Origin of the sequence: Mesorhizobium sp. B2-4-14 (assembly GCF_006442155.1) — a bacterium.
Taxonomy (GTDB): Bacteria; Pseudomonadota; Alphaproteobacteria; order Rhizobiales; family Rhizobiaceae; genus Mesorhizobium.
Genome location: NZ_VFVA01000001.1, coordinates 186,056 through 206,087 on the forward strand (window position 1 = coordinate 186,056; position 20,032 = coordinate 206,087).

General features: G+C 65.0%; 20 protein-coding genes. 15 read left to right on the plus strand and 5 right to left on the minus strand.

Going from position 1 to position 20,032, the window contains the following annotated elements:
• The 15 genes from FJ938_RS00925 to FJ938_RS00995 all read left to right on the plus strand — a co-directional run bounded on the left by FJ938_RS00925 (window position 1) and on the right by FJ938_RS00995 (window position 15,327).
• Window positions 1–621 carry a hypothetical protein gene (locus FJ938_RS00925; protein WP_140607213.1) on the plus strand — a complete coding sequence of 207 codons (621 nt, stop codon included), beginning with the start codon at window positions 1–3 and terminating at the stop codon, window positions 619–621.
• The gene (locus FJ938_RS00930; protein ID WP_140690352.1) at window positions 618–1,958 is read left to right on the plus strand and encodes a MotB family protein; all 1,341 of its coding nucleotides are present in this window, start codon (window positions 618–620) and stop codon (window positions 1,956–1,958) included. The genes FJ938_RS00925 and FJ938_RS00930 overlap by 4 nt, the downstream gene beginning before the upstream one ends.
• Complete coding sequence (locus tag FJ938_RS00935; protein WP_140690355.1) at window positions 1,955–3,304, plus strand: chemotaxis protein MotC; 1,350 nt, start codon at window positions 1,955–1,957, stop codon at window positions 3,302–3,304. The genes FJ938_RS00930 and FJ938_RS00935 overlap by 4 nt, the downstream gene beginning before the upstream one ends.
• A 281-nt stretch (window positions 3,305–3,585) precedes the next feature.
• Window positions 3,586–4,674, plus strand: coding sequence for a flagellar hook-length control protein FliK (locus FJ938_RS00940; protein WP_246673126.1), 1,089 nt, complete (start codon window positions 3,586–3,588; stop codon window positions 4,672–4,674).
• Window positions 4,604–5,191, plus strand: coding sequence for a transglycosylase SLT domain-containing protein (locus FJ938_RS00945; RefSeq protein ID WP_246671429.1), 588 nt, complete (start codon window positions 4,604–4,606; stop codon window positions 5,189–5,191). The genes FJ938_RS00940 and FJ938_RS00945 overlap by 71 nt, the downstream gene beginning before the upstream one ends.
• A gap of 221 nt (window positions 5,192–5,412) precedes the next feature.
• Window positions 5,413–6,081 carry a response regulator transcription factor gene (locus FJ938_RS00950; RefSeq protein ID WP_140607217.1) on the plus strand — a complete coding sequence of 223 codons (669 nt, stop codon included), beginning with the start codon at window positions 5,413–5,415 and terminating at the stop codon, window positions 6,079–6,081.
• A 79-nt stretch (window positions 6,082–6,160) separates the two neighbouring features.
• Window positions 6,161–7,417, plus strand: coding sequence for a flagellar hook protein FlgE (locus FJ938_RS00955; RefSeq protein ID WP_140690358.1), 1,257 nt, complete (start codon window positions 6,161–6,163; stop codon window positions 7,415–7,417).
• 27 nt (window positions 7,418–7,444) lie between these two features.
• Window positions 7,445–8,899 (plus strand): flagellar hook-associated protein FlgK, encoded by a 1,455-nt coding sequence (gene flgK, locus FJ938_RS00960; protein ID WP_140690360.1) that lies wholly within the window; start codon window positions 7,445–7,447, stop codon window positions 8,897–8,899.
• 3 nt (window positions 8,900–8,902) lie between these two features.
• Entirely contained in the window at window positions 8,903–9,946 is a 1,044-nt protein-coding gene (locus FJ938_RS00965; protein ID WP_140690363.1) for a flagellar hook-associated family protein, read from the plus strand.
• Window positions 9,947–9,975: 29 nt separating this feature from the next.
• Complete coding sequence (gene flaF / locus FJ938_RS00970; protein ID WP_140607221.1) at window positions 9,976–10,323, plus strand: flagellar biosynthesis regulator FlaF; 348 nt, start codon at window positions 9,976–9,978, stop codon at window positions 10,321–10,323.
• On the plus strand, window positions 10,320–10,763 hold the full coding sequence (gene flbT, locus FJ938_RS00975; RefSeq protein WP_140690366.1) for a flagellar biosynthesis repressor FlbT: 444 nt from the start codon (window positions 10,320–10,322) through the stop codon (window positions 10,761–10,763). The genes flaF and flbT overlap by 4 nt, the downstream gene beginning before the upstream one ends.
• Window positions 10,763–11,170, plus strand: a complete 408-nt coding sequence (gene flgD, locus FJ938_RS00980) for a flagellar hook assembly protein FlgD (RefSeq protein ID WP_140607223.1) — start codon at window positions 10,763–10,765, stop codon at window positions 11,168–11,170. Before flbT ends, flgD begins: the two co-directional genes overlap by 1 nt.
• 13 nt (window positions 11,171–11,183) lie before the next feature.
• Window positions 11,184–11,450: a flagellar biosynthesis protein FliQ gene (gene fliQ, locus FJ938_RS00985; protein ID WP_140690368.1), complete on the plus strand. Its 267-nt coding sequence runs from the start codon at window positions 11,184–11,186 to the stop codon at window positions 11,448–11,450.
• A gap of 173 nt (window positions 11,451–11,623) precedes the next feature.
• Complete coding sequence (gene asnB, locus FJ938_RS00990) at window positions 11,624–13,492, plus strand: asparagine synthase (glutamine-hydrolyzing) (protein WP_140690371.1); 1,869 nt, start codon at window positions 11,624–11,626, stop codon at window positions 13,490–13,492.
• 191 nt (window positions 13,493–13,683) lie between these two features.
• Window positions 13,684–15,327 carry an MFS transporter gene (locus tag FJ938_RS00995; RefSeq protein ID WP_140690374.1) on the plus strand — a complete coding sequence of 548 codons (1,644 nt, stop codon included), beginning with the start codon at window positions 13,684–13,686 and terminating at the stop codon, window positions 15,325–15,327.
• A gap of 28 nt (window positions 15,328–15,355) precedes the next feature.
• Here the strand turns inward: FJ938_RS00995 and FJ938_RS01000 are convergent, their stop codons facing one another.
• From FJ938_RS01000 to FJ938_RS01020, 5 genes are all read right to left on the minus strand, one after another.
• Complete coding sequence (locus tag FJ938_RS01000; RefSeq protein ID WP_140607227.1) at window positions 15,356–15,724, minus strand: cupin domain-containing protein; 369 nt, start codon at window positions 15,722–15,724, stop codon at window positions 15,356–15,358.
• A gap of 103 nt (window positions 15,725–15,827) precedes the next feature.
• Entirely contained in the window at window positions 15,828–17,213 is a 1,386-nt protein-coding gene (locus FJ938_RS01005) for an FAD-binding oxidoreductase (RefSeq protein WP_140690377.1), read from the minus strand.
• A 25-nt stretch (window positions 17,214–17,238) separates the two neighbouring features.
• Window positions 17,239–18,354, minus strand: coding sequence for an ABC transporter ATP-binding protein (locus FJ938_RS01010; protein WP_140690380.1), 1,116 nt, complete (start codon window positions 18,352–18,354; stop codon window positions 17,239–17,241).
• A complete protein-coding gene (locus FJ938_RS01015; protein WP_140690383.1) occupies window positions 18,351–19,148 on the minus strand; it encodes an ABC transporter permease in 798 nt (265 codons plus the stop codon). The genes FJ938_RS01010 and FJ938_RS01015 overlap by 4 nt, the downstream gene beginning before the upstream one ends.
• Window positions 19,148–20,017, minus strand: a complete 870-nt coding sequence (locus tag FJ938_RS01020) for an ABC transporter permease (RefSeq protein WP_140690385.1) — start codon at window positions 20,015–20,017, stop codon at window positions 19,148–19,150. Before FJ938_RS01020 ends, FJ938_RS01015 begins: the two co-directional genes overlap by 1 nt.
• Window positions 20,018–20,032: the final 15 nt, after the last annotated feature.

Genomic DNA, 20,032 nt, shown 5'->3' on the forward strand with positions numbered 1-20,032 from the left:
ATGCCCTCCGCAGCCCTTTTCGATCTTCTCCCCGATTTCGGTCCGCGTGCGCCGCGCGTCAGCAAGGTTCAGGCTGCGACCGAGCACAGGCCGGAAGCAGCCGAGCCGCAGGCCGATATCGGCACGCTGATCGCCGAGGCGGTCGCCCAGGCGGAGGCGACGCTCGCAGAGCGGCTCTCGGCCGCCCATCACGCAGCGCTGGAAACCGAGCGCCAGGCGCATGCCGAGGAAGCAAGGATTTTTCTCGAAAGCTTCGGCGGCGATATCGGCAAGGCGGTCTCGTCGCGCATCGATGCCATGGAGGCGCGTGTGACGGATCTTGTCGCCGCAACGGTCGCCCGCATCATTGGCGGCGTCGTCAGTGACGATCTGCAGCGGCGCTCGCTTGAAGCGCTCGCCAGCGCGGTTCGCGAAGCCGTCGGCGACGGCGAAGCGGTGCGCATCGCCGTTCGTGGGCCGCTGTCGCTGTTCGAAACGCTCAAGGCATCGCTTGGCGCCCGCGCTGCAAATCTCGACTTCGTCGAGGCGCCCGGCTTCGACCTGACGGTCACCGTTGACGAAGCCGTGTTCGAGACACGCATGGCCGAATGGTCGGCAACCCTCTCCGAGGTGCTGTCATGAGCGTCGCCGAAGCCGATCATGGCAGGCACGAGATCATCATCGTGCGCCGGGGTCATGACGACCACGACGAGGGCCACCACGGCGGCGTCTGGAAGATCGCCTTCGCCGACTTCATGACCGCGATGATGTGCTTCTTCCTGGTCATGTGGCTGATCAACGCCGCCAACGAGCAGACCAAGACGGCCGTGGCCAGCTACTTCAATCCCGTCAAGCTCGTCGACCGTGAGTCGAGCCGCAAGGGCCTTAAGGATCTCGGCAATGGGCCGCGCTCGGTCGGGCTGACGGCCGACGAGCCGCAGGACGCGACCATCAAGACCGGACAGGATGGCATCGGCGCCGTGGGCTCGTCCAACCGCAAGCAGGACAAGCAGGCACAGCAGCCGCAACAGTCCGACGATCACCTCTTCGCCGACCCTTACGCGGTGCTCTCCGAGATCGCCACCGACACCGGCGTCATGCAGAATGTCAGCCAGAAGGGCGACGGCGGCGCGCAAAATGCGGGTCCCGCGACCGGCGCCTCCGGCGGCGCGTCCTACCGTGATCCCTTCGAGCCGGATTTCTGGTCGCAGCAGGTCGCCGCGCCCGTCGCCGAGGCAAGCGCCCAGCGCCCCAGGATCGAGGGCGACCCGCTCAAGCCCGGCGACAAGGCCGCCGAGACACAGGTCGCCAAGGTCAAGGCCGTGCCGCCGGCACCACTGGTCGAGGACGCACCGCTCGAGCCGCTGGCACAGGACGGCGAGGACGCCGCCATGGCCAAGGCCGGCGCCACCAAGGCCAGCGACGCCATGGCGGCCGACGGCAAGGCGATGGATGCGACCGTTGCGCAGCAAGAGGCTGCAAAGCCCGAGGCCGCGGAAAAGGCACCGACAGCCGCTGCGCTGAAAGCCGCCGCCGAGGTCAAGCGCCAGCTGGCCGACGCCTTCAAGCCTGGCGACAAGCTGCATGACGGCGTCTCCGTCGAAGCCACCGATAAAGGAGTCGTCATATCGATCACCGACCAGCTCGACTTCGGCATGTTCGAAATCGGATCGGCGCTGCCGCGCCGCGAGCTGGTGCTGGCGATGGAAAAGATCGGCCGCATCGTCAACAGCCAGAAGGGGACGATCAGTATCAATGGCCACACCGATGCGCGGCCCTTCCGCAGCGCCAGCTACGACAATTGGCGGCTGTCGACGGCGCGGGCGCATTCCGCTTACTACATGCTCGTGCGCGGCGGCGTCGACGAACGCCGCATTACCGAGGTTGCCGGCTTCGCGGACCGCCAGCCGAAAGATCGCGCCGATCCGATGTCGGCGGTCAATCGCCGCATCGAGATCCTGATGGCGACCGGCGGATGAAGCGGGCGGCCGTCATCAGCCGCTTGATGGGCCTGTTGCTGCTGGCCGCCGGATATCCGTCCGCCGGCTTCGCCCAGGACACGCTGCAGCCTTACCAGCTCGTGCGCTCGCTGCAACTCATCCAGGACCGCATCGCCGCCGGCGATCACGCCGCGATGCCGATGCAGGCCAAGCTGCTCGAAATGACCGATGCGCGCCTGCGCGAAGCGGATGCGGAGGACTTCAAGGACGCCAGGAATTTTCGCGCGCTCCTGGTCTACGGCATGAGCGGCGGCAATCCGGTGACCGTCGAGACGGCCGTCTCGCGCGCCGCCGCTGATCCGCCGAGCCTTGCCATCGCCAGGGGCGTCATCGACTATCTCAATGGCCGCCCCGGCGAGGCGATCGAAGCGCTGACGCCGATCGATCCGATGATGCTCTCCGGCGATCTCGGCGCATTCCTTGCCCTGGTCAAAGGGTCGCTGCTTGCCGGAGATCAACCGGCGGTGGCGCTCACACTGCTCGACGAGGCCAGACTTCTCAGCCCCGGCACGCTGGTCGAGGAAGCCGCCTTGCGGCGTTCGGTCGGCATTGCCGCAGCGCAGGGCGATGCGGCGCGTTTCGCGCTTGCCTCCACCCAGTATGTCGAGCGCTATCTCTATTCGCCCTATGCCAGCCAGTTCGCGGATTCTTTCGTGTCCGGCGTCATCGCGCTGCACATGTCGATCGGCCAGGACAAGCTGGCCGACATCACCTCGATGATGGATCCCGAGCGCGAGAAGGTGATCTATCTGCGCATCGCCCGCCGTGCCGCGATCGACGGCCTTGGCGAATTGTCGGCCTTCGCCTCGGCGCGGGCCGTGCAGGGCCGCGACGGCAACAGCAACCAGGGCGATCCGCGCGCCCTGCTCTACTCCAGCCTGTCCACCGTGACCTCGGGCACCATCGGGGATGTTCGCGCCAAGCTTGGCAAGATCGACCGCAGCAGGCTGTCGGACGGTGATCGCGCCCTGCTCGACGCCGCGCAGACCATCGCCGGTGAGGTGGTGGCGCCACCGGCTTCCCTTCCAGCCACCAGGGTAGCCCCGCCGCCCGAACCCGAGGCCGCCGCCGCACAGGCCGACGACGCTGCCGGGTTGCCGCCTGTCGAAGGTGCCGTCTCCGAACAGCCCGCCATTGCGCCATCCGGCACAAAGGCCGCCGCGCCGGCTTCGGCGCCTGCAGCCGATTCAGCGACGGTCCTGCCTGCATCGGCGCCAGCCACCTCTGCCGGTCCCGGCACAACCGATCCGACCGACGCCGCCATGATGAGAACCCGTCGACAGCTCGACCTGATCGACCAGATGCTTGGAGCCGCCCCGAAATGACCCCCAACCTCGGCCCGGCCCTGCCAGGATTTACCGCCGCGCGTACGACGGCGGAGCAGTCGGCCACGCCCGGAAATACGGATGATGCTGGTTTCGGCAAGATGGTGCGTGCCGGCGCAAGCCGGGCCCACTCGGAAAAGCAGCCGGCGGCCGAGGCCATCTCGCGCGATCCGCGCTGGAGCAAGCTTGCCTCCGACCTTGCGGCGCAAGCCGGCGAGGACGAACCGATGCCAGTCGGCAAGACGAGAGCCGCGTCCGCCGGCTTCCCAGCCGCGAAATCGATGAAAGACGGCAAGGACGTTGGGACGGACAAGGACGCAGACGCCGAAACGCCGGCGACTGGCGCCGCACCGCTCGACGACCATCTGCCGCTGCTGATGGCGTTTCATGAGCTGCGCCACTTCTCGACATCTGCCACGTCGGCCGATGCAGACGAAACCGGGCAGGAGCCGCCGCCCGGGGGGCAAGTCGCGCCTAAGGCCTATCGGGCGAAATCCGCAGCCGGGCATGACGATCTCGAACCCATGTCGAAGCCCGAGCGGGCATCGCTCGTCGATGGGCCGCTGACGAAGCTCGACGGCCAGTCCGTCCGCGATACCGCCGCTGGCGCGCCAGGGCGTGAGAATGCGATCGCCGCTGGCCCGCTTCCCGAGGCGGCGCCGGCCGAGGTGCCGGGCGCGGAGCCGAAACAGGCGGCGCCGCAACCGAAGTCCATCGCCGACGTTCAGTCATCGCTGCGGTCAGATCCAGGAAAACAGCTCCCGGCATCGGCGCGCATCGACGTGGTTTCCGAGCGCAGCTTCCCTGCTCCGCCGCAGGCTCCGATGAGCCAGGCAGCCCTCAACGTAATCAATGCAATAGCGGCCGATGGCGGCCCGCGCCAAGCGCTTTCAATGGCGTCGGCGACCAGCCATCTGGCCGGCTCTGTTGCCGTTCCGACACATGTCTTGAAGATAGAACTTCACCCGGCCGAGCTGGGCATGGTGACGGCCCATCTTCGCCTCTCGGGAGAACAACTTTCGATTGAACTGAAGCCCGAAACGCATGATGCCTACCGCCGCCTTTCCAGCGACAGCGAGGCGATCGTGAAATCGCTGCGCGGCCTGGGATTCGAGGTGGATAAGGTCACCATCATGCAACCATCGGTGGCTGTCCCGGCGGCAACTCGGACGGATGCAACCGCCTCCCTGACCACGACACCTGGCCGCGACCAGTCATCGTTTCAGCCCGGAAACTCCGGCGGCGGCAGTGGGACCGGCGGCCAGCAACCGGGTCAGCAATCCGCAAGGGGTAGTCATGATGACGCGCAGGATTACGGCCGTGCCGCTTCGCCTTCTCGCGAGCGCGCTGGCGGCGATATTTTTATCTAGTCTCGTGAACGGCGCCATCGCCGCCACCAACCCTTGCGAGCCCGAGATCCTGCGCGCCGCCGACCGCTATGGCGTGCCCGCCGGCATCCTCTATGCCGTCGGCCTGACCGAAACCGGCAAGAAAGGCAGCCTTCAGCCTAACGCGTTGAATGTAGAAGGAAAAGCGGTCTTCCCGGGAAGCCGCGCCGAGGCGCTTGCCACCTTCGCCAATGCGCAGCGCGAGGGCAAGACGCTGATCGATCTCGGCTGCATGCAGATCAATCACCACTACCATGCCGCGCATTTCCGCAGCGTCGAGGACATGCTCGATCCGCGCCAGAATGTCGACTACGCGGCGCGCTTCCTGGCCAGTCTCCATGCCCGCCACGAGACCTGGTCGATGGCCGTCGCCCGCTATCATGCCGGTCCCGACAACGACCCTGCGCAGAAGGTCTATGTCTGCCGGGTGATCGCCAACATGGTTGCCACCGGCTTTGGAAAATGGACCGCCAACGCCCGCGCCTTCTGCAACCCATAAGCGCATTTTCTGCTTCTAATGGGCCGAACTTACTTCTTCGGGCCTGCGCTTTGATTTGATCAAGACTTGCCACCCCAGGCATATCTGGCTGCACGCTAATGCAACCGCTGCGATTCCAGACTCCCAAGAAACTAGTTACAAGAAATGATGGTGTTCAGGATTCCCGCCAGCCGTTACGCCTTTCCTCACGGGGCAGATGAGCTGATTCGGAGGCGGGGCCGATGATCGTTATCGTTGACGAGCGAGAGCTCGTAACAGAGGGGTACAATTCACTTTTTGACCGCGAAGGCGTTGCCTGCGCCGGTTTCGCGCCCAATGAATTCGGCGAGTGGGTGAACTCGGCCGCCGATTCCGACCTGCGTTCGGTGCGGGCCTTCCTGATCGGCGACTGCCGTGACGGCGCCATTTCTCCACGCCAGATCCGCGACCGCACCGGCGCCCCGGTGATTGCGCTCAGCGAGCAGCATTCGCTCGAAAACACGCTGCGGTTGTTCGAGAGCGGCGTCGACGACGTTATCCGCAAGCCCGTCCACATCCGCGAGATTCTCGCCCGCATAACCGCCATTCGCCGTCGCGCGAATGAGGATGTCGCCTACACCGAGATCGGCGCCATGCGCATCTTCATGGACGGCCGCGATCCGGAGATCAACGGCCAGCCGCTGCCCTTGCCGCGCCGCGAACGCCGCATCCTGGAATATCTGGCGAGCAACCGTGGCCGCCGCGTCACCAAGACCCAGGTCTTCAATGCCATTTACGGCATCTTCGACGAGGAGGTCGAGGAGAACGTGGTCGAAAGCCACATCAGCAAACTGCGCAAGAAACTGCGTGAGAAGCTGGGCACCGACCCGATCGATTCCAAACGCTTCCTCGGCTACCGGCTCGTGTTTTGAAGCAGCACCGCGCCAGCCTCGCGCAAGACAGGACGCGTAGCCTCGCCGCCAGTGGCATGGATATTGCGGAGACATCTCGATGAGCCTCTACGGAATGATGCGGACCGGCGTTTCCGGCATGAACGCCCAGGCAAACCGCCTGTCGACGACGGCCGACAACATCGCCAACTCCGACACCACCGGCTACAAGCGCTCCTCCGCCGAGTTTTCGACGCTGATCATGCCGTCCACGGGCGGCGCCTATAATTCCGGCGGCGTCACCACGACGATCCGGCAGGCGGTCAGCGATCCGGGCGTGCTTCAATACACGACCTCGGTCTCCGACCTTGCCGTCAGCGGCGATGGTTTCTTTGTCGTCCAGGATCCCGGCGGCACGCCTTTCCTGACCCGCGCCGGCGCCTTCGTTCCCGATGCGCAGGGCAGGCTGGTCAACGCGGCCGGCTTCCAGTTGATGGCCTACAGCTACGCCAACGGCGTGCCGGCGGCGACGGTCAACGGCTTCGAAGGGCTGGTCCCTGTCGTCATTTCCGACCAGGGGATGACGGCGACGCCAAGCACCCTGGGCAGCTACAGCGGCAATCTGCCGGCGGGTGCGACCCCGGTCGCGGCCGGTAACCTGCCCTCCACCAACTCGGCAGGCGCACAGTACACCTCGAAGTCCTCGATGGTCGCCTACGACAATGTCGGCAACAAGGTGCTGGTCGACGTCTATTTCACCAATACCAGCCCCGGCACCTGGGAAGTGTCGGTCTTCGACCAGTCGAAGGCCACGCCTGGAACATCCTTCCCCTATACTGGCGGCGCGCTGGGCTCGGCCAACCTGACCTTCGACACCACCACCGGCAAGATGACCGGCGCGACCACCGGCGTTTCATTCACCGTGCCGAACGGCGGCAGCCTCAATCTCGATCTGTCGAAGCTGACCCAGCTCGGCACCGGCTTCACGGTTTCCGACGCCCAGGTCAACGGCAACGCGCCGAGCACCATCGACAAGGTTCAGATCAGCAAGGAAGGCACCATCTACGCGCAGTACAAGGACGGCTCCACCAAGCCGCTCTACAAGATTCCGCTGGCCGACGTGCAGAGCCCGGACCAGCTCAAGGCCCTTCCCGGCAACGTCTACGCGCAGGGCACCGATTCCGGCGCGGTCCGCGTCGGCTTTGCCAACGAAGGCAAACTCGGCTCCATCATCTCCGGCGCGCTCGAGAATTCCAACGTCGATATCGCCGAGGAACTGACCGACATGATCGCGGCGCAGCGCAGCTACACCGCCAATTCGAAAGTCTTCCAGACCGGTTCCGACCTGATGGACGTCCTTGTCAACCTGAAGAGATAAACCGGGCGCCGCCCGTGAAAGACCAGCATGTCGCTATCCTCCGCATTGAGCATCGCCCAATCGGCGCTTATGAATACCGCGCGGCAGACCAGCGTTGTCACGCGCAACGTCTCGGACGCTTCCAATCCGGACTATACGCGCCGCATCGCCGCCATCACCAGCACGGCGCCCGGCGCCCGTTCGGTTGATATCCAGCGCGTCACCAATGACCTGCTGTTCCGGCAGAACCTCGGCGCCTTGTCGGCCTATAGCGGCCAGAACGCGCTCTACAGCGGCATGGATCAGCTCGACGTGTCGGTCAATGGCGTCGACAACGCCTCCTCACCCTCGACCGCCATCGCCAACCTGCAGCAGGCGCTGCAGCTCTACGCCACCTCGCCGTCCAACCAGAATCTTGGCTCCGCAGTCATCGACGCGGCCAGGCAGGTCGTGCGCTCTCTCAATGAGGGCTCCCAGGCCATTCAGACATTCCGCACCCAGACGGACGGCCAGATCGATACGGCGGTCAAGGACCTCAACTCGCTGCTCAGCCAGTTCCAGGACGCCAACCAGGCGGTCATTTCGGGAACCCGTTCCGGCACAGATGTTTCCGACGCGCTGGACCAGCGTGACGCGCTGCTGAAGAAGATCGCGGACTATGTTCCGGTCTCGACCTTCACCCGCGGCGACAATGACATGGTCATCACCACGGGTGACGGCACGACGCTGTTCGAGACGATACCGCGCACGGTGAGCTTCACGCCATCGGCCGGCTATGCCGCCGGGGCCGCCGGCAACACCGTCTATATCGACAACGTGCCGGTCTCGGCGGGAACCGGCGGCAACACCAGCGCCAGCGGCAAGCTTGCCGGCCTGCTGCAGTTGCGTGACGGCGTCGCCTCGGCCATGCAGGGCCAGCTCGACGAGACCGCGCGCGGCCTGATCACGGCCTTTGCCGAGACCGTGCCTTCCATACCCGACGCCGCTGGTCTGTTCACCTGGTCTGGCGCGCCCGCCGTGCCGGCCGCGGGCACTCTGGTCAACGGCCTTGCCGGCACGATCAGCATCAATGCCGCGATGGATCCGAGCGCTGGTGGCAACCCGACCTTGCTGCGCGACGGCGGCGCCAACGGCGCGGCCTATGTCGCCAACACCAGTGGCGGCGCTTCCTATTCCAGCCTTCTGGTTGCCTATGGCGACCGGCTCGACCAGCCGATGACGTTCGACCCCGCCGCCGGGATTTCGGCGACGTCCAGCGTTTCCGACTATGCCGCCAATTCGATCGGCTGGCTCCAGGGCATGCGCCAGCAGGCCTCCACCGCCGCTGATGCCAAGCAAGCGCTGGCACAGCGCAGCGCCGAGGCTCTGTCCAATGCGACCGGCGTCAATGTCGACCAGGAAATGTCGCTGATGCTCGACCTCGAACACACCTATCAGGCGTCAGCCCGAATGATGAAAACCGTCGACGATATGATGACGGCCCTGTTGAACGCGGTGGGATAATCCATGACCTCAGTTTCCTCGGCCGCCATCTCCAATGCCATGCGCTATCAGCAGATGCGCATGCAGGCGGACCTCGTCAAGGCAACGAAGGAATCCTCGACAGGCAAGGTCGCCGATGTCGGTCTGGCATTGGGCGGACGCACCGCTCAGTCCGTCACCTTCTCGCGCGACCTCGACCGGCTGAACGTGATCATCGATTCCAACGGGCTGGTCGCTGCTCGTCTTTCATCGACGCAGACCTCGCTCGGCCAGCTCTCCGGCGTGGCGCAGACCTTCCTGTCCAGCCTGACCACCGCATCGTCTGGGGACAATTCCGACAGCCTGACCCAATCGACCGGCCAGACGACGATCCAGCAGCTTGCCTCGATCCTCAACACCAGCGTCAATGGCGAATACCTGTTCGCCGGCACCAACACCGACGTCAAGCCGATCAACGATTTCACAGCAGCCGGCTCGCCGGCCAAGGCCGCTTTCGACGCGTCCTTCGTCGCCAAGTTCGGTTTCACGCCCGATGATCCGGCCGCGGCCACCATCACCGCCGCCCAGATGGACGATTTCATCACCAACGATGTCACGCCGCAGTTCCTCGGCCCGGGCTGGCAGGCCAACATGTCGAACGCCACCGACCAGCAGATCGTCAGCCGCATCGCGCTCAACGAAACCACCGCGACCTCGACCAGCGCCAACAGCGATGGCGTCAAGAAGCTCGCCATGGCGGCCGCAATGGTCTCGAGCCTGATGTCCACCAACATCAGCCAGGCGGCGAAGGACACGATCATCACCCGCTCGCAGTCGCTGGTCGGCGAGGCGCTGAGCGGCATCGGCCAGGTCCAGTCAGAAACCGGCATTGTTCAGAAGCGCGTCTCCGACGCCAGCGACCGCATGAAGACGCAGGTCGACCTGTTTGAACGCCACATTCTTGATCTCGAGGCCGTCGATCCCGCCGAAGCCGCGACCCGCGTCGCCGATCTGACGCAGCATATCGAGACGTCCTTTGCCCTGACAGCGCGCCTGCAGCAGCTCAGCCTGTTGAATTACCTGACCTGACAACTCCCAGCGGAACGGTAGAGCCGACGATGTACCAATTTTCCTACGCCGACATCCAGAGCACCTCTGTCGCGGACGCCAAGGACCGCGAGCGTGAGCTGCTGACCCGCTCGATCGACATGCTGTCGGCGGCAGCGGTGGCCGGCCAGGATTCGATGGAGGCGGTGGAGGCGCTGCATTTCACCAACCGCGTCTGGACCGCCTTCGTCGAGGACCTCGGCTCCAGCGACAACGCGCTTCCCAAGGAATTGCGCGCCAACCTGATCTCCATCGGCCTGTGGCTGCTGCGCGAAGCGGAGGACATCCGCCAGGGACGCACCAACAATTTCGAAGGGCTGATCGAAGTATCCCAGATCATCCGCGACGGCATTCAATGACCAACACGCTGAAGATCTCGCTGAAGCCCAACGAGAAGATCTACATCAATGGCGCCGTCATCCGTGTCGACCGCAAGGTCACCGTCGAGCTGATGAACGACGTCCAGTTCCTGCTCGAGAGCCATGTGATCCAGGCCGACCAGGCATCGACGCCGCTCAGGCAGCTTTATTTCATCGTGCAGGTCATGCTCATCAACCCTGCCGGCGCTGGCGAAGCACGCGAGATGTTCCGCCGCTCGCTGCCGCTGCTCATTGCAAGTTTCGAGGATGCCGAGATCTGCAGCGCCTTGAAACAGATCGATCGCATGGTCGGCGAGGATCATATCTACGAGGCATTGAAGGCGATACGTTCGCTTTATCCTCTCGAACGCCGCGCGCTTGGCGGCAATGACGATGTTCCGGGCGCCTCGCGCCCGCTGGCCGTGGGAGCACGCTACTGATGACCGTGGACATGACGACGACGATACCGGTTGGCGCCAACCAGACCACCACGCAGGCATCCAAGACAGCTGTCGACTACAACTCGTTCCTGAAGCTTCTGATCGCCGAGATGAAGAACCAGGATCCGACCAAGCCGATGGATTCGACGCAGTACGTCGCCCAGCTCGCCACCTTCTCGCAAGTCGAGCAGTCGGTGCAGACCAACACCAAGCTCGACCAGATCATGCAGTCTTCGGCGCTGTCGCAGGCCGACGCTCTCATAGGCCGCAACATCACCTCGGCCGACGGCAAGACGTCAGGCACGGTGGCTTCGGTGACGCTTGGCAGCAACGGACTGATCGCAGTGCTCCAGGATGGCACCACGGTGCCGGTCGGCGCGGGCGTATCGATCAAGCCGGCGAGCTAGGCCAACCGCCCACATGAACGAGGCCGACGCTCTCGACATCGTCCAGTATGCGGTGTGGACGGTGCTGACCGCCTCCGCGCCCGTGGTGCTGGTCGCCATGGCGGTCGGCATTGGCATCGCGCTTATCCAGGCGCTGACTCAGGTCCAGGAGATCACCTTGACCTTCGTGCCGAAGATCGTCGCCATCATGCTCGTGGTGGCGCTCACCGGCCCGTTCATCGGTGGCCAGATATCGGCCTTCGCCAACGTCATCTTCGAGCGCATCCAGAACGGATTCTGAAACCCCTCGGGAAGGGTGCGGCGGCTTCAACTCGGAATGCTTGAAAACAGCGGTCCGCTTGCGGCGGCGCCCGTTCTGGCTAGATTGCCGTATAGCCATTCCCGGCCAGGCGATCATTTTGTCCCGATGACTTCTCGCAAATCCCTGGAGCAGCCAGGACCGACCGACGGACCATGTGCGGCATAGCCGGCGTATGGCGCAAGCGGAGCCCTGTCTCTGGCGGCGATCTCGCCGCCGTCGGCCGCATGATGCAGGCGCTGGCGCATCGCGGTCCTGACGACCATGCCACGTGGAACGACAGCCGGCTGGCGCTGGGGCACCGGCGGCTCTCGATCATCGATCTCTCCGAGCATGCGCGTGAGCCGATGCTCACGGCCTGTGGCCAGGGTGTGCTGGTCTACAATGGCGAGGTCTACAACTACCGATCCTTGCGCGGGACACTTGAAGCCGAAGGCAGGCGGTTCCGGACGGTCTCGGACGCCGAGGTGGTTCTCGAGGCCCTGCACCACTGGGGGCCGGACAAGGCCATTCCGCTGTTCGACGGCATGTTTTCCCTTGCCTATTTCGATGGGCGGGCCACCACGCTCTGGCTGGCGCGCGACCGTCTCGGCATCAAGCCGATGTCGGTGGCCGAGACCGCCGAGCGAATCCTCTTCGCTTCCGAGGACAAGGCGATCCTTGCCTGTGACGACGTCGCCCGCGCCATCGATGCGCGTGAGATCACCCTGCGCCTTGCCTGGCAGAGCCGTGACTCCCGCTCCAGCCTGTTCGAGGGCATAGAGCGGCTGCCGCCAGCAGGCCTGTGGAAGATCACCGACGCCGGCATCGAGAAGCGCTGCTTCTGGCACGTCCTCGATGTGCTCGACGCGGCCCGCATCGTCGACGACGACGCCACGGACGCCGAGCATATGACGACGCTGGAAAAATTGATCCAGGACAGTGTCGGGCTCCATTGCATTGCCGACACCAGCCTGGCCGCGGCCTGCAGCGGCGGCGTCGATTCCGGCCTCGTCACGACACTGGCGAAACGGTTCAGGCCGGAAATGTCGGCCTATGTCGTTGACCCACGCATCGGCCACAGCGAAGCCGACGATGCCGAACGCACCGCCAGCCATGCCGGCGTGACCTTGCACAGGATCCCTATCGATAAGGACCGCTTTCTAGAACTCTGGCCAAGGACGATCTGGCACCTGGAAAGCGACGGCTGGCATGCAAGCCATGCCTGCCTGCTGGCGCTTGCCGAGCAATGCCGGGCCGATGGCGTCAAGGTGCTGCTGACCGGCGAAGGCGCCGACGAACTCTTTGGCGGTTATGATTGGCAGGAGGCCAGCATGAGGCTGTGGCGGCCCTGGTCATGGCCGGGACGCCTGTTTCGTTCGAAGCGTTACTTAGCCCGGCGATTCGAACGCCAGAGATACGCCCCTTTCCGGACATCGATCGCGAATGCCCATGGCTGGGATCGCAACATCGTGCTCAGGGCGCTGTCGCCGGAACTGAATTTCCTTCAGGCCAAGATCTTCGATCGGTTGGAGCCGTTGCCGTCGCTCAGCGATCGCGCTTTCCTGGGCTGCTGCCTGCACGACCTGTATGGACACATGCAGGATCTGCTGAACCGGCATGACCGGCTCAGCATGGCGGCCTCGGTCGAGCTCAGGGTGCCGTTCATCGAAAACCGGCTGATCGACTTCGCGATCCATCTGCCGAGACGGCACAAATACCGCCACAAGCAGGGCAAATGGCTCTTGAAGAAGGTGGCGGAAAAACACATTCCGCGTGAGAATGTTCATGCCCGCAAGAACGGGTTCCAGGTTTCCGCGAATTTTACCACCGGCACGCAAGGGCTGTTGCGCGGCGGCTTGCTGCGCGATGCCATGAAATGGCCGGCAGCTTCTGTGGACGACCTGATCGATCTGGCAAGGCGCGACCAGGCATCGCGGATGCGGCTGGTGGGTATGGAGCTTTTCCTGCGCCTGCATGCCGGCGGCCAGACTGCCGGCCATCTCACCGAAGCACTGCAGGCCGCCGTCAATGAGGCGGGTTGAAAAGCCTGATCGCAGACGCCAACGATACCTTTGCGAGGCTGACGGCTGCGTGGCCCCTCGCTATCCCCTTGTTGGACCATGATCTTCCACGCAAGACATTCGCCCTTTGCTGCGTGATGCCATAGTTTCGGCTAACGATCCGGGGAAAGGGATCACCGCAAGGATCCGCAGGCCGTGGCAGGGACCCATCCATGATTGACGAAAAGCCGGAAAGCGAAAGCGTCTCGGCGCTGGCGCCCTTTCGGCATGGCATTTTCCGCGCCGTCTGGGCCGCAAGCCTCGTCTCGAATTTCGGTGGTCTGATCCAGGGTGTCGGCGCGGCCTGGATGATGACCACCATCGCCACCTCGCCCTATCAGGTCGCCCTGGTCCAGGCCTCGACCACCTTGCCGATCATGCTGTTTGCGCTTGTCGCCGGCGCCATCGCCGACAGCTTCGACCGGCGCAAGGTGATGCTGGTTGCCCAGACCTTCATGCTGGTTGTCTCGCTGCTACTGACCGTGTTCACCTATTGCAACCTGATCACGCCGTGGACGTTGCTTGCCTTCACCTTCCTGATCGACAGCGGCACGGCATTGAACAGTCCATCCTGGCAGGCCTCGGTCGGCGACATGGTGCCCCGCAACAAGGTCCCCGCCGCGGTGGCGCTGAACTCCATGGGCTTCAACCTGACGCGCAGTGTCGGTCCGGCGATCGGCGGCATCATCGTCGCGGCCGCCGGCGCCGCGGCCGCCTTCGCGGCGAACGCGGTGAGCTATATCGGCCTCATCGTCGTGATGGCGCGCTGGAAGCCGGATGTGCCGGTATCGACCTTGCCGCGCGAGTCGCTGGGCGCGGCCATGGGCGCCGGCCTGCGCTATGTCGCCATGTCGCCCAATATCGGCAAGGTGCTGGTCAGGGGCGCCGCCTTCGGCTTCAGCGCCGGCGCGGTTCTGGCGCTGCTGCCGCTGGTGGCGCGCGACGTCGTCAAGGGCGATGCGCTTACCTATGGTATCATGCTGGGCGCCTTCGGCATCGGCGCCGTCGGCGGGGCCTTGATCAGCGTGCGGCTACGGCAGTTGCTCTCCAGCGAGACGATGGTGCGCTGCGCCTTCGCCGGCTTCGCCGTCTGCGCCTTCAATGCGGCGATCAGCCAGCATGCCTGGCAGACGTCGCTCGGCTTGCTGGTTGGCGGTGCCTGCTGGGTGATCGCGCTTTCGCATTTCAACGTCACCGTGCAGATGGCGACGCCGCGCTGGGTGGTCGGCCGGGTGCTGTCGGTCTACCAGACCGCGACCTTTGGCGGCATCGCGCTCGGCAGCTGGATCTGGGGCGTCGTCGCCGATGCGCATGGCGCTGAAACCGCGCTGATCGCGGCCGCCATCGCCATGCTGGCCGGGGGCGCCATCGGCCTTGTGCTGCCGCTGCCGCAGCAGCAGGTGCTGAACCTCGATCCGCTCAACCGCTTCAAGGAGCCGCATCTGGCGCTCGACCTGAAGCCGCGCAGCGGTCCCATCGCCATCATGATCGAATATGTGATCCGCCATGAGGACGAGGCGGAATTCCTCGCCACCATGGCCGAACGCGGCCGCATCCGCCGCCGTGACGGCGCCCGCAACTGGACGCTGGCGCGAGATCTCGAAAACCCGATGATCTGGATCGAGCACTACCACACGCCGACCTGGCTCGAATATGTGCGCCACAATGGCCGCATAACCCAAGCCGACGCCACTGTCGGCGAACGCCTGCGGGCGCTGCACAGCGGCAGCGAGCCGCCGCGCGTGCGTCGCGTGATCGAGCGCCCGACAACCGCCGGCACCGCGCTGGTGATGGCCAAGGGGCCGATCGAGCACTGATCCGCTGCGAAGAGCTGGTGTCCGCCGGTCAGCCGGCCGACTGGATCATGTAGAGCTTGCGCGTGGTCTCCCGGATCCGCCATTCGCCCTTCCATCCCCGCGGCAGCACGAGAAGGTCGCCCGGCCCCAGCTCGCGCGCCTCACCGTCGGCGCGGCTCACCTCCACCCGCCCTGAAATGATGTGGCATATTTCCGACGAACCCGACCGATCGGCGGTGAAGCGGCCGGGCGTGCACTCCCAGATCCCGACATCGACGGTCCCGTCCGGGGATTGGAAGAGCGAGCGCACCGCCTCGACCTGATTGCCCTCGATGGAGGTGGGCTTTGGGGAGAACGCGCCGATGTCAGCCTTGGCAAGGTCGTGGAAGGTCGAAAGATCGATCAAGTCGGACTCCATGGATCAGAGCAATTCCGGGAAAAATGCAACGGTTTTCCGCCCGGAATTGCGAAATAACAAAGACTTAGAGTGGGTCAACGATTCCACCCAACGCTGAACCGCCCTAATGGCCTGTGATGCTGTCGGCCAGGGCGGCAAGCCTGGAAGTATGTGCCAGGCCGGCGGCTTCGTGGCGATCGGCGAGATGATAGAGCTGGTACATCGAATGCACGCCGAGCCAGCGGAATGGCTCCGGCTCCCAGCGCCGCACGGTGCGGTTGACCCAGGGCAGGCGCGTCAGCTCCGTGTCTTGGCCGAGGATCAGGTCGGCAAGCGTGCGCCCCGAGAGATTGGAGCTCGACACGCCAAGCCCGACATAGCCGCCGGCCCAGCCGATGCGGGTCGCGGGATCGAGGCCGACGGTCGTGCACCAGTCGCGCGGCACGCCGAGCACACCGCACCAGGCGTGCTCGATGCGGCAGCCCCCAGTCTGCGGCAGGAGCGTCATCAGGATCTGGTGCAGCTGATCGATCGTGGCCTGCTGCGTCTGCCCCTTGATATCGGTGCGCGAGCCGTAGCGATAGGGCACGCCGCGCCCGCCCATGGTGATGCGGCCCTCGCGCGTGCGCTGGGCATAGCAATAGGCGTGTGCGGCATTGCCGAGAAGCTCGTGGCCTTCCCAGCCGATCTGGCGCCAAAGCTCCTCGGACAGCGGCTCGGTCACGATCTGCGCGCTGTTGAGCGCCAGCCAGGTCCGCTCCTCGCCGGGAATGCCGGCCGTGAACCCCTCCGTCGCCCGGATGATGGTTTCCGCGCGCACCGTGCCCCGGTCGGTTGTCACGCTGCCCTTGGTGATGGCGGTAACCGTTGTCTGTTCGTAGATCGGCACGCCCAGCCGCTCGACGGCGGCGGCAAGCCCGCGCACCAGCTTGGCCGGCTGCACGCGCGCCTGGCCATGGATGACGAAGCCGCCCATGAGATTACGGATGTTGATGCGCGCCCGGGTCGCCTCGGCGTCGAGCAGCTCGATGCGTTCAGGGTCTGCGTCCCACAAGCGGATCGTCTCGCATTCCTCACGCACGCGTTCCAGCTGCGCCGGATTGGTGGCGACCGTCAGATTGTCGACGCGACGGATATCGGCATCGATGCCCTCTTCCGTCGCCACCCGGATCACCTCGTCGACGCAGCCCGCCATCGCCTTCTGCATGGCGGTGACGCCTTGCCGGGTCGAGGTCTTCAGATATTTCTCGCGCGACCAGCCGAAGCCGCCCGACAGCCAGCCGCCATTGCGCCCCGATGCGCCGAAGCCGGCGAACTCGCGTTCGATAAGCACGATGCGCAGCGAGGGCTTCGCTTTCTTCAGGTAATAGGCCGTCCACAGCCCGGTATAGCCGGCACCGACAATCGCGACATCCGCCTCGATATCGCCGGGCAAGGGTGGCCGGGGCGTGGGAACCCCGCCCAGATCCGCATACCAGAACGATATGTCGCCGTTGCGCTTGGCTTGCATGGGATGACTTTCGGATTGGTTGGGATCAGGTCAGCGTTGTGTCGGCCGTGCTGTCGTCGGCCAGAAGCTTGGCGTCGGCACCGTCGAAGCAGAGCTCCACCGTCTCGCCGAGGCCAAAGCTCTCGCCGGTCAGCGGCGAGCGCACGATCGCCGTGGAGCCGTCGGCGAGCCTGACTTCGTATTTCGATCCCGAGCCGAGATAGATGGCTTCCGCGATCGTCCCCGGCAGCCGGTTGGTGGTGCCCGCCGCGCTCTGGCCAGGCCGGCGGATAGCGAGCTTTTCGGGGCGCAGCAGCATGACCGGGCTGGCCTCCCCGCCGATCCGCCGCGGCGTTGTCACCGTCTCGCCGGCGATGCGTAGCGCCGTGCTGGCGCCGTCGCTTCGCGCCTCTCCGCGCAGCACGGTGGAGTCGCCGATGAAGCGGCCGACGAACAGCGTCTTCGGTTCATCGTAGAGCTCGCGCCCGGTACCGACCTGCTCGATCCGTCCCCGATTGAACACGGCGATGCGGTCGGACAGGACCAGCGCCTCTTCCTGGTCATGCGTCACATAGACGAAAGTGGTGCCGAGCTCGCGGTGGATGCGCTTGATCTCGAGCTGGAGCCATTCGCGCAGCTTCTTGTCGAGCGCGCCGAGCGGCTCGTCCATCAGCAACAGCGGCGGGTCGAAGACGATGGCGCGCGCCAGCGCCACGCGCTGCTGCTGGCCGCCCGACAGTTCGCTGGGGTAGCGATGCGCGAAATCGCCCATCTTGACCATGTCGAGCGCCCTTGCCACGCGCGCCTTGCGCTGTGCCTGGTCGATGCCGCGCAGCGTCAACGGATAGGCGACGTTACGGCCGACGCTCATATGCGGGAACAGCGCATAATGCTGGAAGACGACGCCGATATTGCGCTTGTGCGCCGGCACGCCGACCACGCTTTTTCCTCCGACCATCAGCTTGCCGCTAGTCACATCGGTGAAGCCGGCGACCACATTGAGCGTCGTGGTCTTGCCCGAACCGCTCGGGCCGAGCAGCGTCATGAACTCGCCGGGCTCGATTCGAAGCGAAATGCCGTCCAGCGCCTTGAAGCCGCCATAGGCCTTGCTGATCGACTCCAGATCGATCGCCGCACCCTTGCTCTCCTGTTCCCGCTTCATTGGCGTCCCTTCGGCTCACGGCCAAGAAGGAGCATGCCGCCACCGATCAGGATCGTGGTGGCGCACAGCAGGATGGTGCCGACGGCCGCGACCGTCGGGTCGGCGTCGCGGGTGATGGAGGAGAATATCTGCACGGGCAAGGTCTTGAGATAGGGGTTGGTGATGAACAGCGATACGACGATCTCGTCGAAGGACGTGGCGAAGGCGAAGAGCAGGCCGGACAGCATGCCGGGCAGGATCAGCGGCATCGTCACGGTGCGGAACGTGGCGAGCGCACCGGCGCCAAGGCTTGCGGCGGCCGTTTCCAGGCGCCTGTCGAACACTTCGAGACTGGCCGAGACCGCGATCAGCACGAAGGGAAGCGCAAGGATGGTATGGGCGAGCACGAACCCCACCAGCGTCCCGACCAGCTGGGCATCGAGATAGACGGCATAGATGCCGATGGCCAGGACGACGCCCGGCACCACCATCGGGGTCAGCATCAGCATCCGCAGGAGATTGGCGGGCCGCGCCTTCATGCGATCCAGGCCGAAGGCGGCAAGCGTGCCGAGCACCGTAGCCAGCACCGCCACGATCGAGGCAACCTTCAGCGAATTCAGGAAGCTGGAGGACCAGTCTGGATTGGTGAGGAAATTCTGGTACCACTGCCAGGAGAAACCCTGCGGCGGGAAAGCAAGCGACTTGTTCCCGTTGAACGACATCGGCACGACGACCAGCGTCGGCGCCACCAGCCAGATCGCCACCAGCAGGCAGACGAGGCCGAGAATCACACGGGTGAGCGGCTTCATTTCCATCAGCGTCGCTCCGCTTCCCGATAGCGCGAGCGCATCACCGGTGCCGCCAGCGCCAGAAGCACGAAGGTGGTGACCAGAAGCACCACGCCCATGGCGCCGCCCCGGCCCCATTGCAGCAGGCTGAGCACCTGGGTCTGGACCAGCGTCGACAGCATGGTTGAGCGCGGCCCGCCGAGCAGCGCCGGCGTGATATAGAAGCCCAGCGCCAGTATGAAGACGATGATCGCCCCGGCATAGACGCCCGGCAGCGACAGCGGCAGATAGACGGTGAAGAAGGCGCGGGAAGGTCGCGCGCCAAGACTCTGCGCCGCCCGCATCAGCCTGAGGTCGATGCCTTTCATCACCGAATAGAGCGGCAGGATCATGAAGGGCAAAAGCACCTGCGCCATGCCGATCACGACGCCGGCCTGCGTGCGGATCAGTCGGATGCCGTCAAAACCGGCCGACCTCAGCAACGAATTGATGACGCCCGAATCCTGCAGCAGGATCACCCAGGAGAGCGTGCGCACCACGCCGCTCACCCAGAACGGGATCAGCACGCACAGCACCAGGATCAGCCGCACGCGCGGCCCGACGGCGGTCATCAGATAGGCATAGGGATAAGCACAGGCCACACAGACCACCGTGACCCAGGCCGAGATGACAAAGGTGCGCTGCAGCACCGTCAGATTGACGGGCGCGCCGAAGAACCAGATGTAGTTCTGCACGCCCCATTGCGGCTCCGACAGGCTGCGCAGCACGATGGTGAGCAGCGGGTAGCCGATCACGGCCACCAGCAGGAGCAGTGCCGGCAGCGTGAGCGCGTACGGCCTCCATGCCCAGCCCGCCCGGTTCGGGGCGGAAGGCGTCGTCGGTTCGAGCGCGCTCACGGGATTTGCCTCACT

Bases quoted from the DNA above. Each gene is read 5' to 3' on its own strand.
- FJ938_RS00925 (WP_140607213.1), top strand. From the start codon at position 1: ATGCCCTCCGCAGCCCTTTTCGATCTTCTCCCCGATTTCGGTCCGCGT.
- FJ938_RS00930 (WP_140690352.1), top strand. From the start codon at position 618: ATGAGCGTCGCCGAAGCCGATCATGGCAGGCACGAGATCATCATCGTG.
- FJ938_RS00935 (WP_140690355.1), top strand. From the start codon at position 1,955: ATGAAGCGGGCGGCCGTCATCAGCCGCTTGATGGGCCTGTTGCTGCTG.
- FJ938_RS00940 (WP_246673126.1), top strand. From the start codon at position 3,586: ATGAAAGACGGCAAGGACGTTGGGACGGACAAGGACGCAGACGCCGAA.
- FJ938_RS00945 (WP_246671429.1), top strand. From the start codon at position 4,604: ATGACGCGCAGGATTACGGCCGTGCCGCTTCGCCTTCTCGCGAGCGCG.
- FJ938_RS00950 (WP_140607217.1), top strand. From the start codon at position 5,413: ATGATCGTTATCGTTGACGAGCGAGAGCTCGTAACAGAGGGGTACAAT.
- FJ938_RS00955 (WP_140690358.1), top strand. From the start codon at position 6,161: ATGAGCCTCTACGGAATGATGCGGACCGGCGTTTCCGGCATGAACGCC.
- flgK (WP_140690360.1), top strand. From the start codon at position 7,445: ATGTCGCTATCCTCCGCATTGAGCATCGCCCAATCGGCGCTTATGAAT.
- FJ938_RS00965 (WP_140690363.1), top strand. From the start codon at position 8,903: ATGACCTCAGTTTCCTCGGCCGCCATCTCCAATGCCATGCGCTATCAG.
- flaF (WP_140607221.1), top strand. From the start codon at position 9,976: ATGTACCAATTTTCCTACGCCGACATCCAGAGCACCTCTGTCGCGGAC.
- flbT (WP_140690366.1), top strand. From the start codon at position 10,320: ATGACCAACACGCTGAAGATCTCGCTGAAGCCCAACGAGAAGATCTAC.
- flgD (WP_140607223.1), top strand. From the start codon at position 10,763: ATGACCGTGGACATGACGACGACGATACCGGTTGGCGCCAACCAGACC.
- fliQ (WP_140690368.1), top strand. From the start codon at position 11,184: ATGAACGAGGCCGACGCTCTCGACATCGTCCAGTATGCGGTGTGGACG.
- asnB (WP_140690371.1), top strand. From the start codon at position 11,624: ATGTGCGGCATAGCCGGCGTATGGCGCAAGCGGAGCCCTGTCTCTGGC.
- FJ938_RS00995 (WP_140690374.1), top strand. From the start codon at position 13,684: ATGATTGACGAAAAGCCGGAAAGCGAAAGCGTCTCGGCGCTGGCGCCC.
- FJ938_RS01000 (WP_140607227.1), bottom strand. From the start codon at position 15,724: ATGGAGTCCGACTTGATCGATCTTTCGACCTTCCACGACCTTGCCAAG.
- FJ938_RS01005 (WP_140690377.1), bottom strand. From the start codon at position 17,213: ATGCAAGCCAAGCGCAACGGCGACATATCGTTCTGGTATGCGGATCTG.
- FJ938_RS01010 (WP_140690380.1), bottom strand. From the start codon at position 18,354: ATGAAGCGGGAACAGGAGAGCAAGGGTGCGGCGATCGATCTGGAGTCG.
- FJ938_RS01015 (WP_140690383.1), bottom strand. From the start codon at position 19,148: ATGGAAATGAAGCCGCTCACCCGTGTGATTCTCGGCCTCGTCTGCCTG.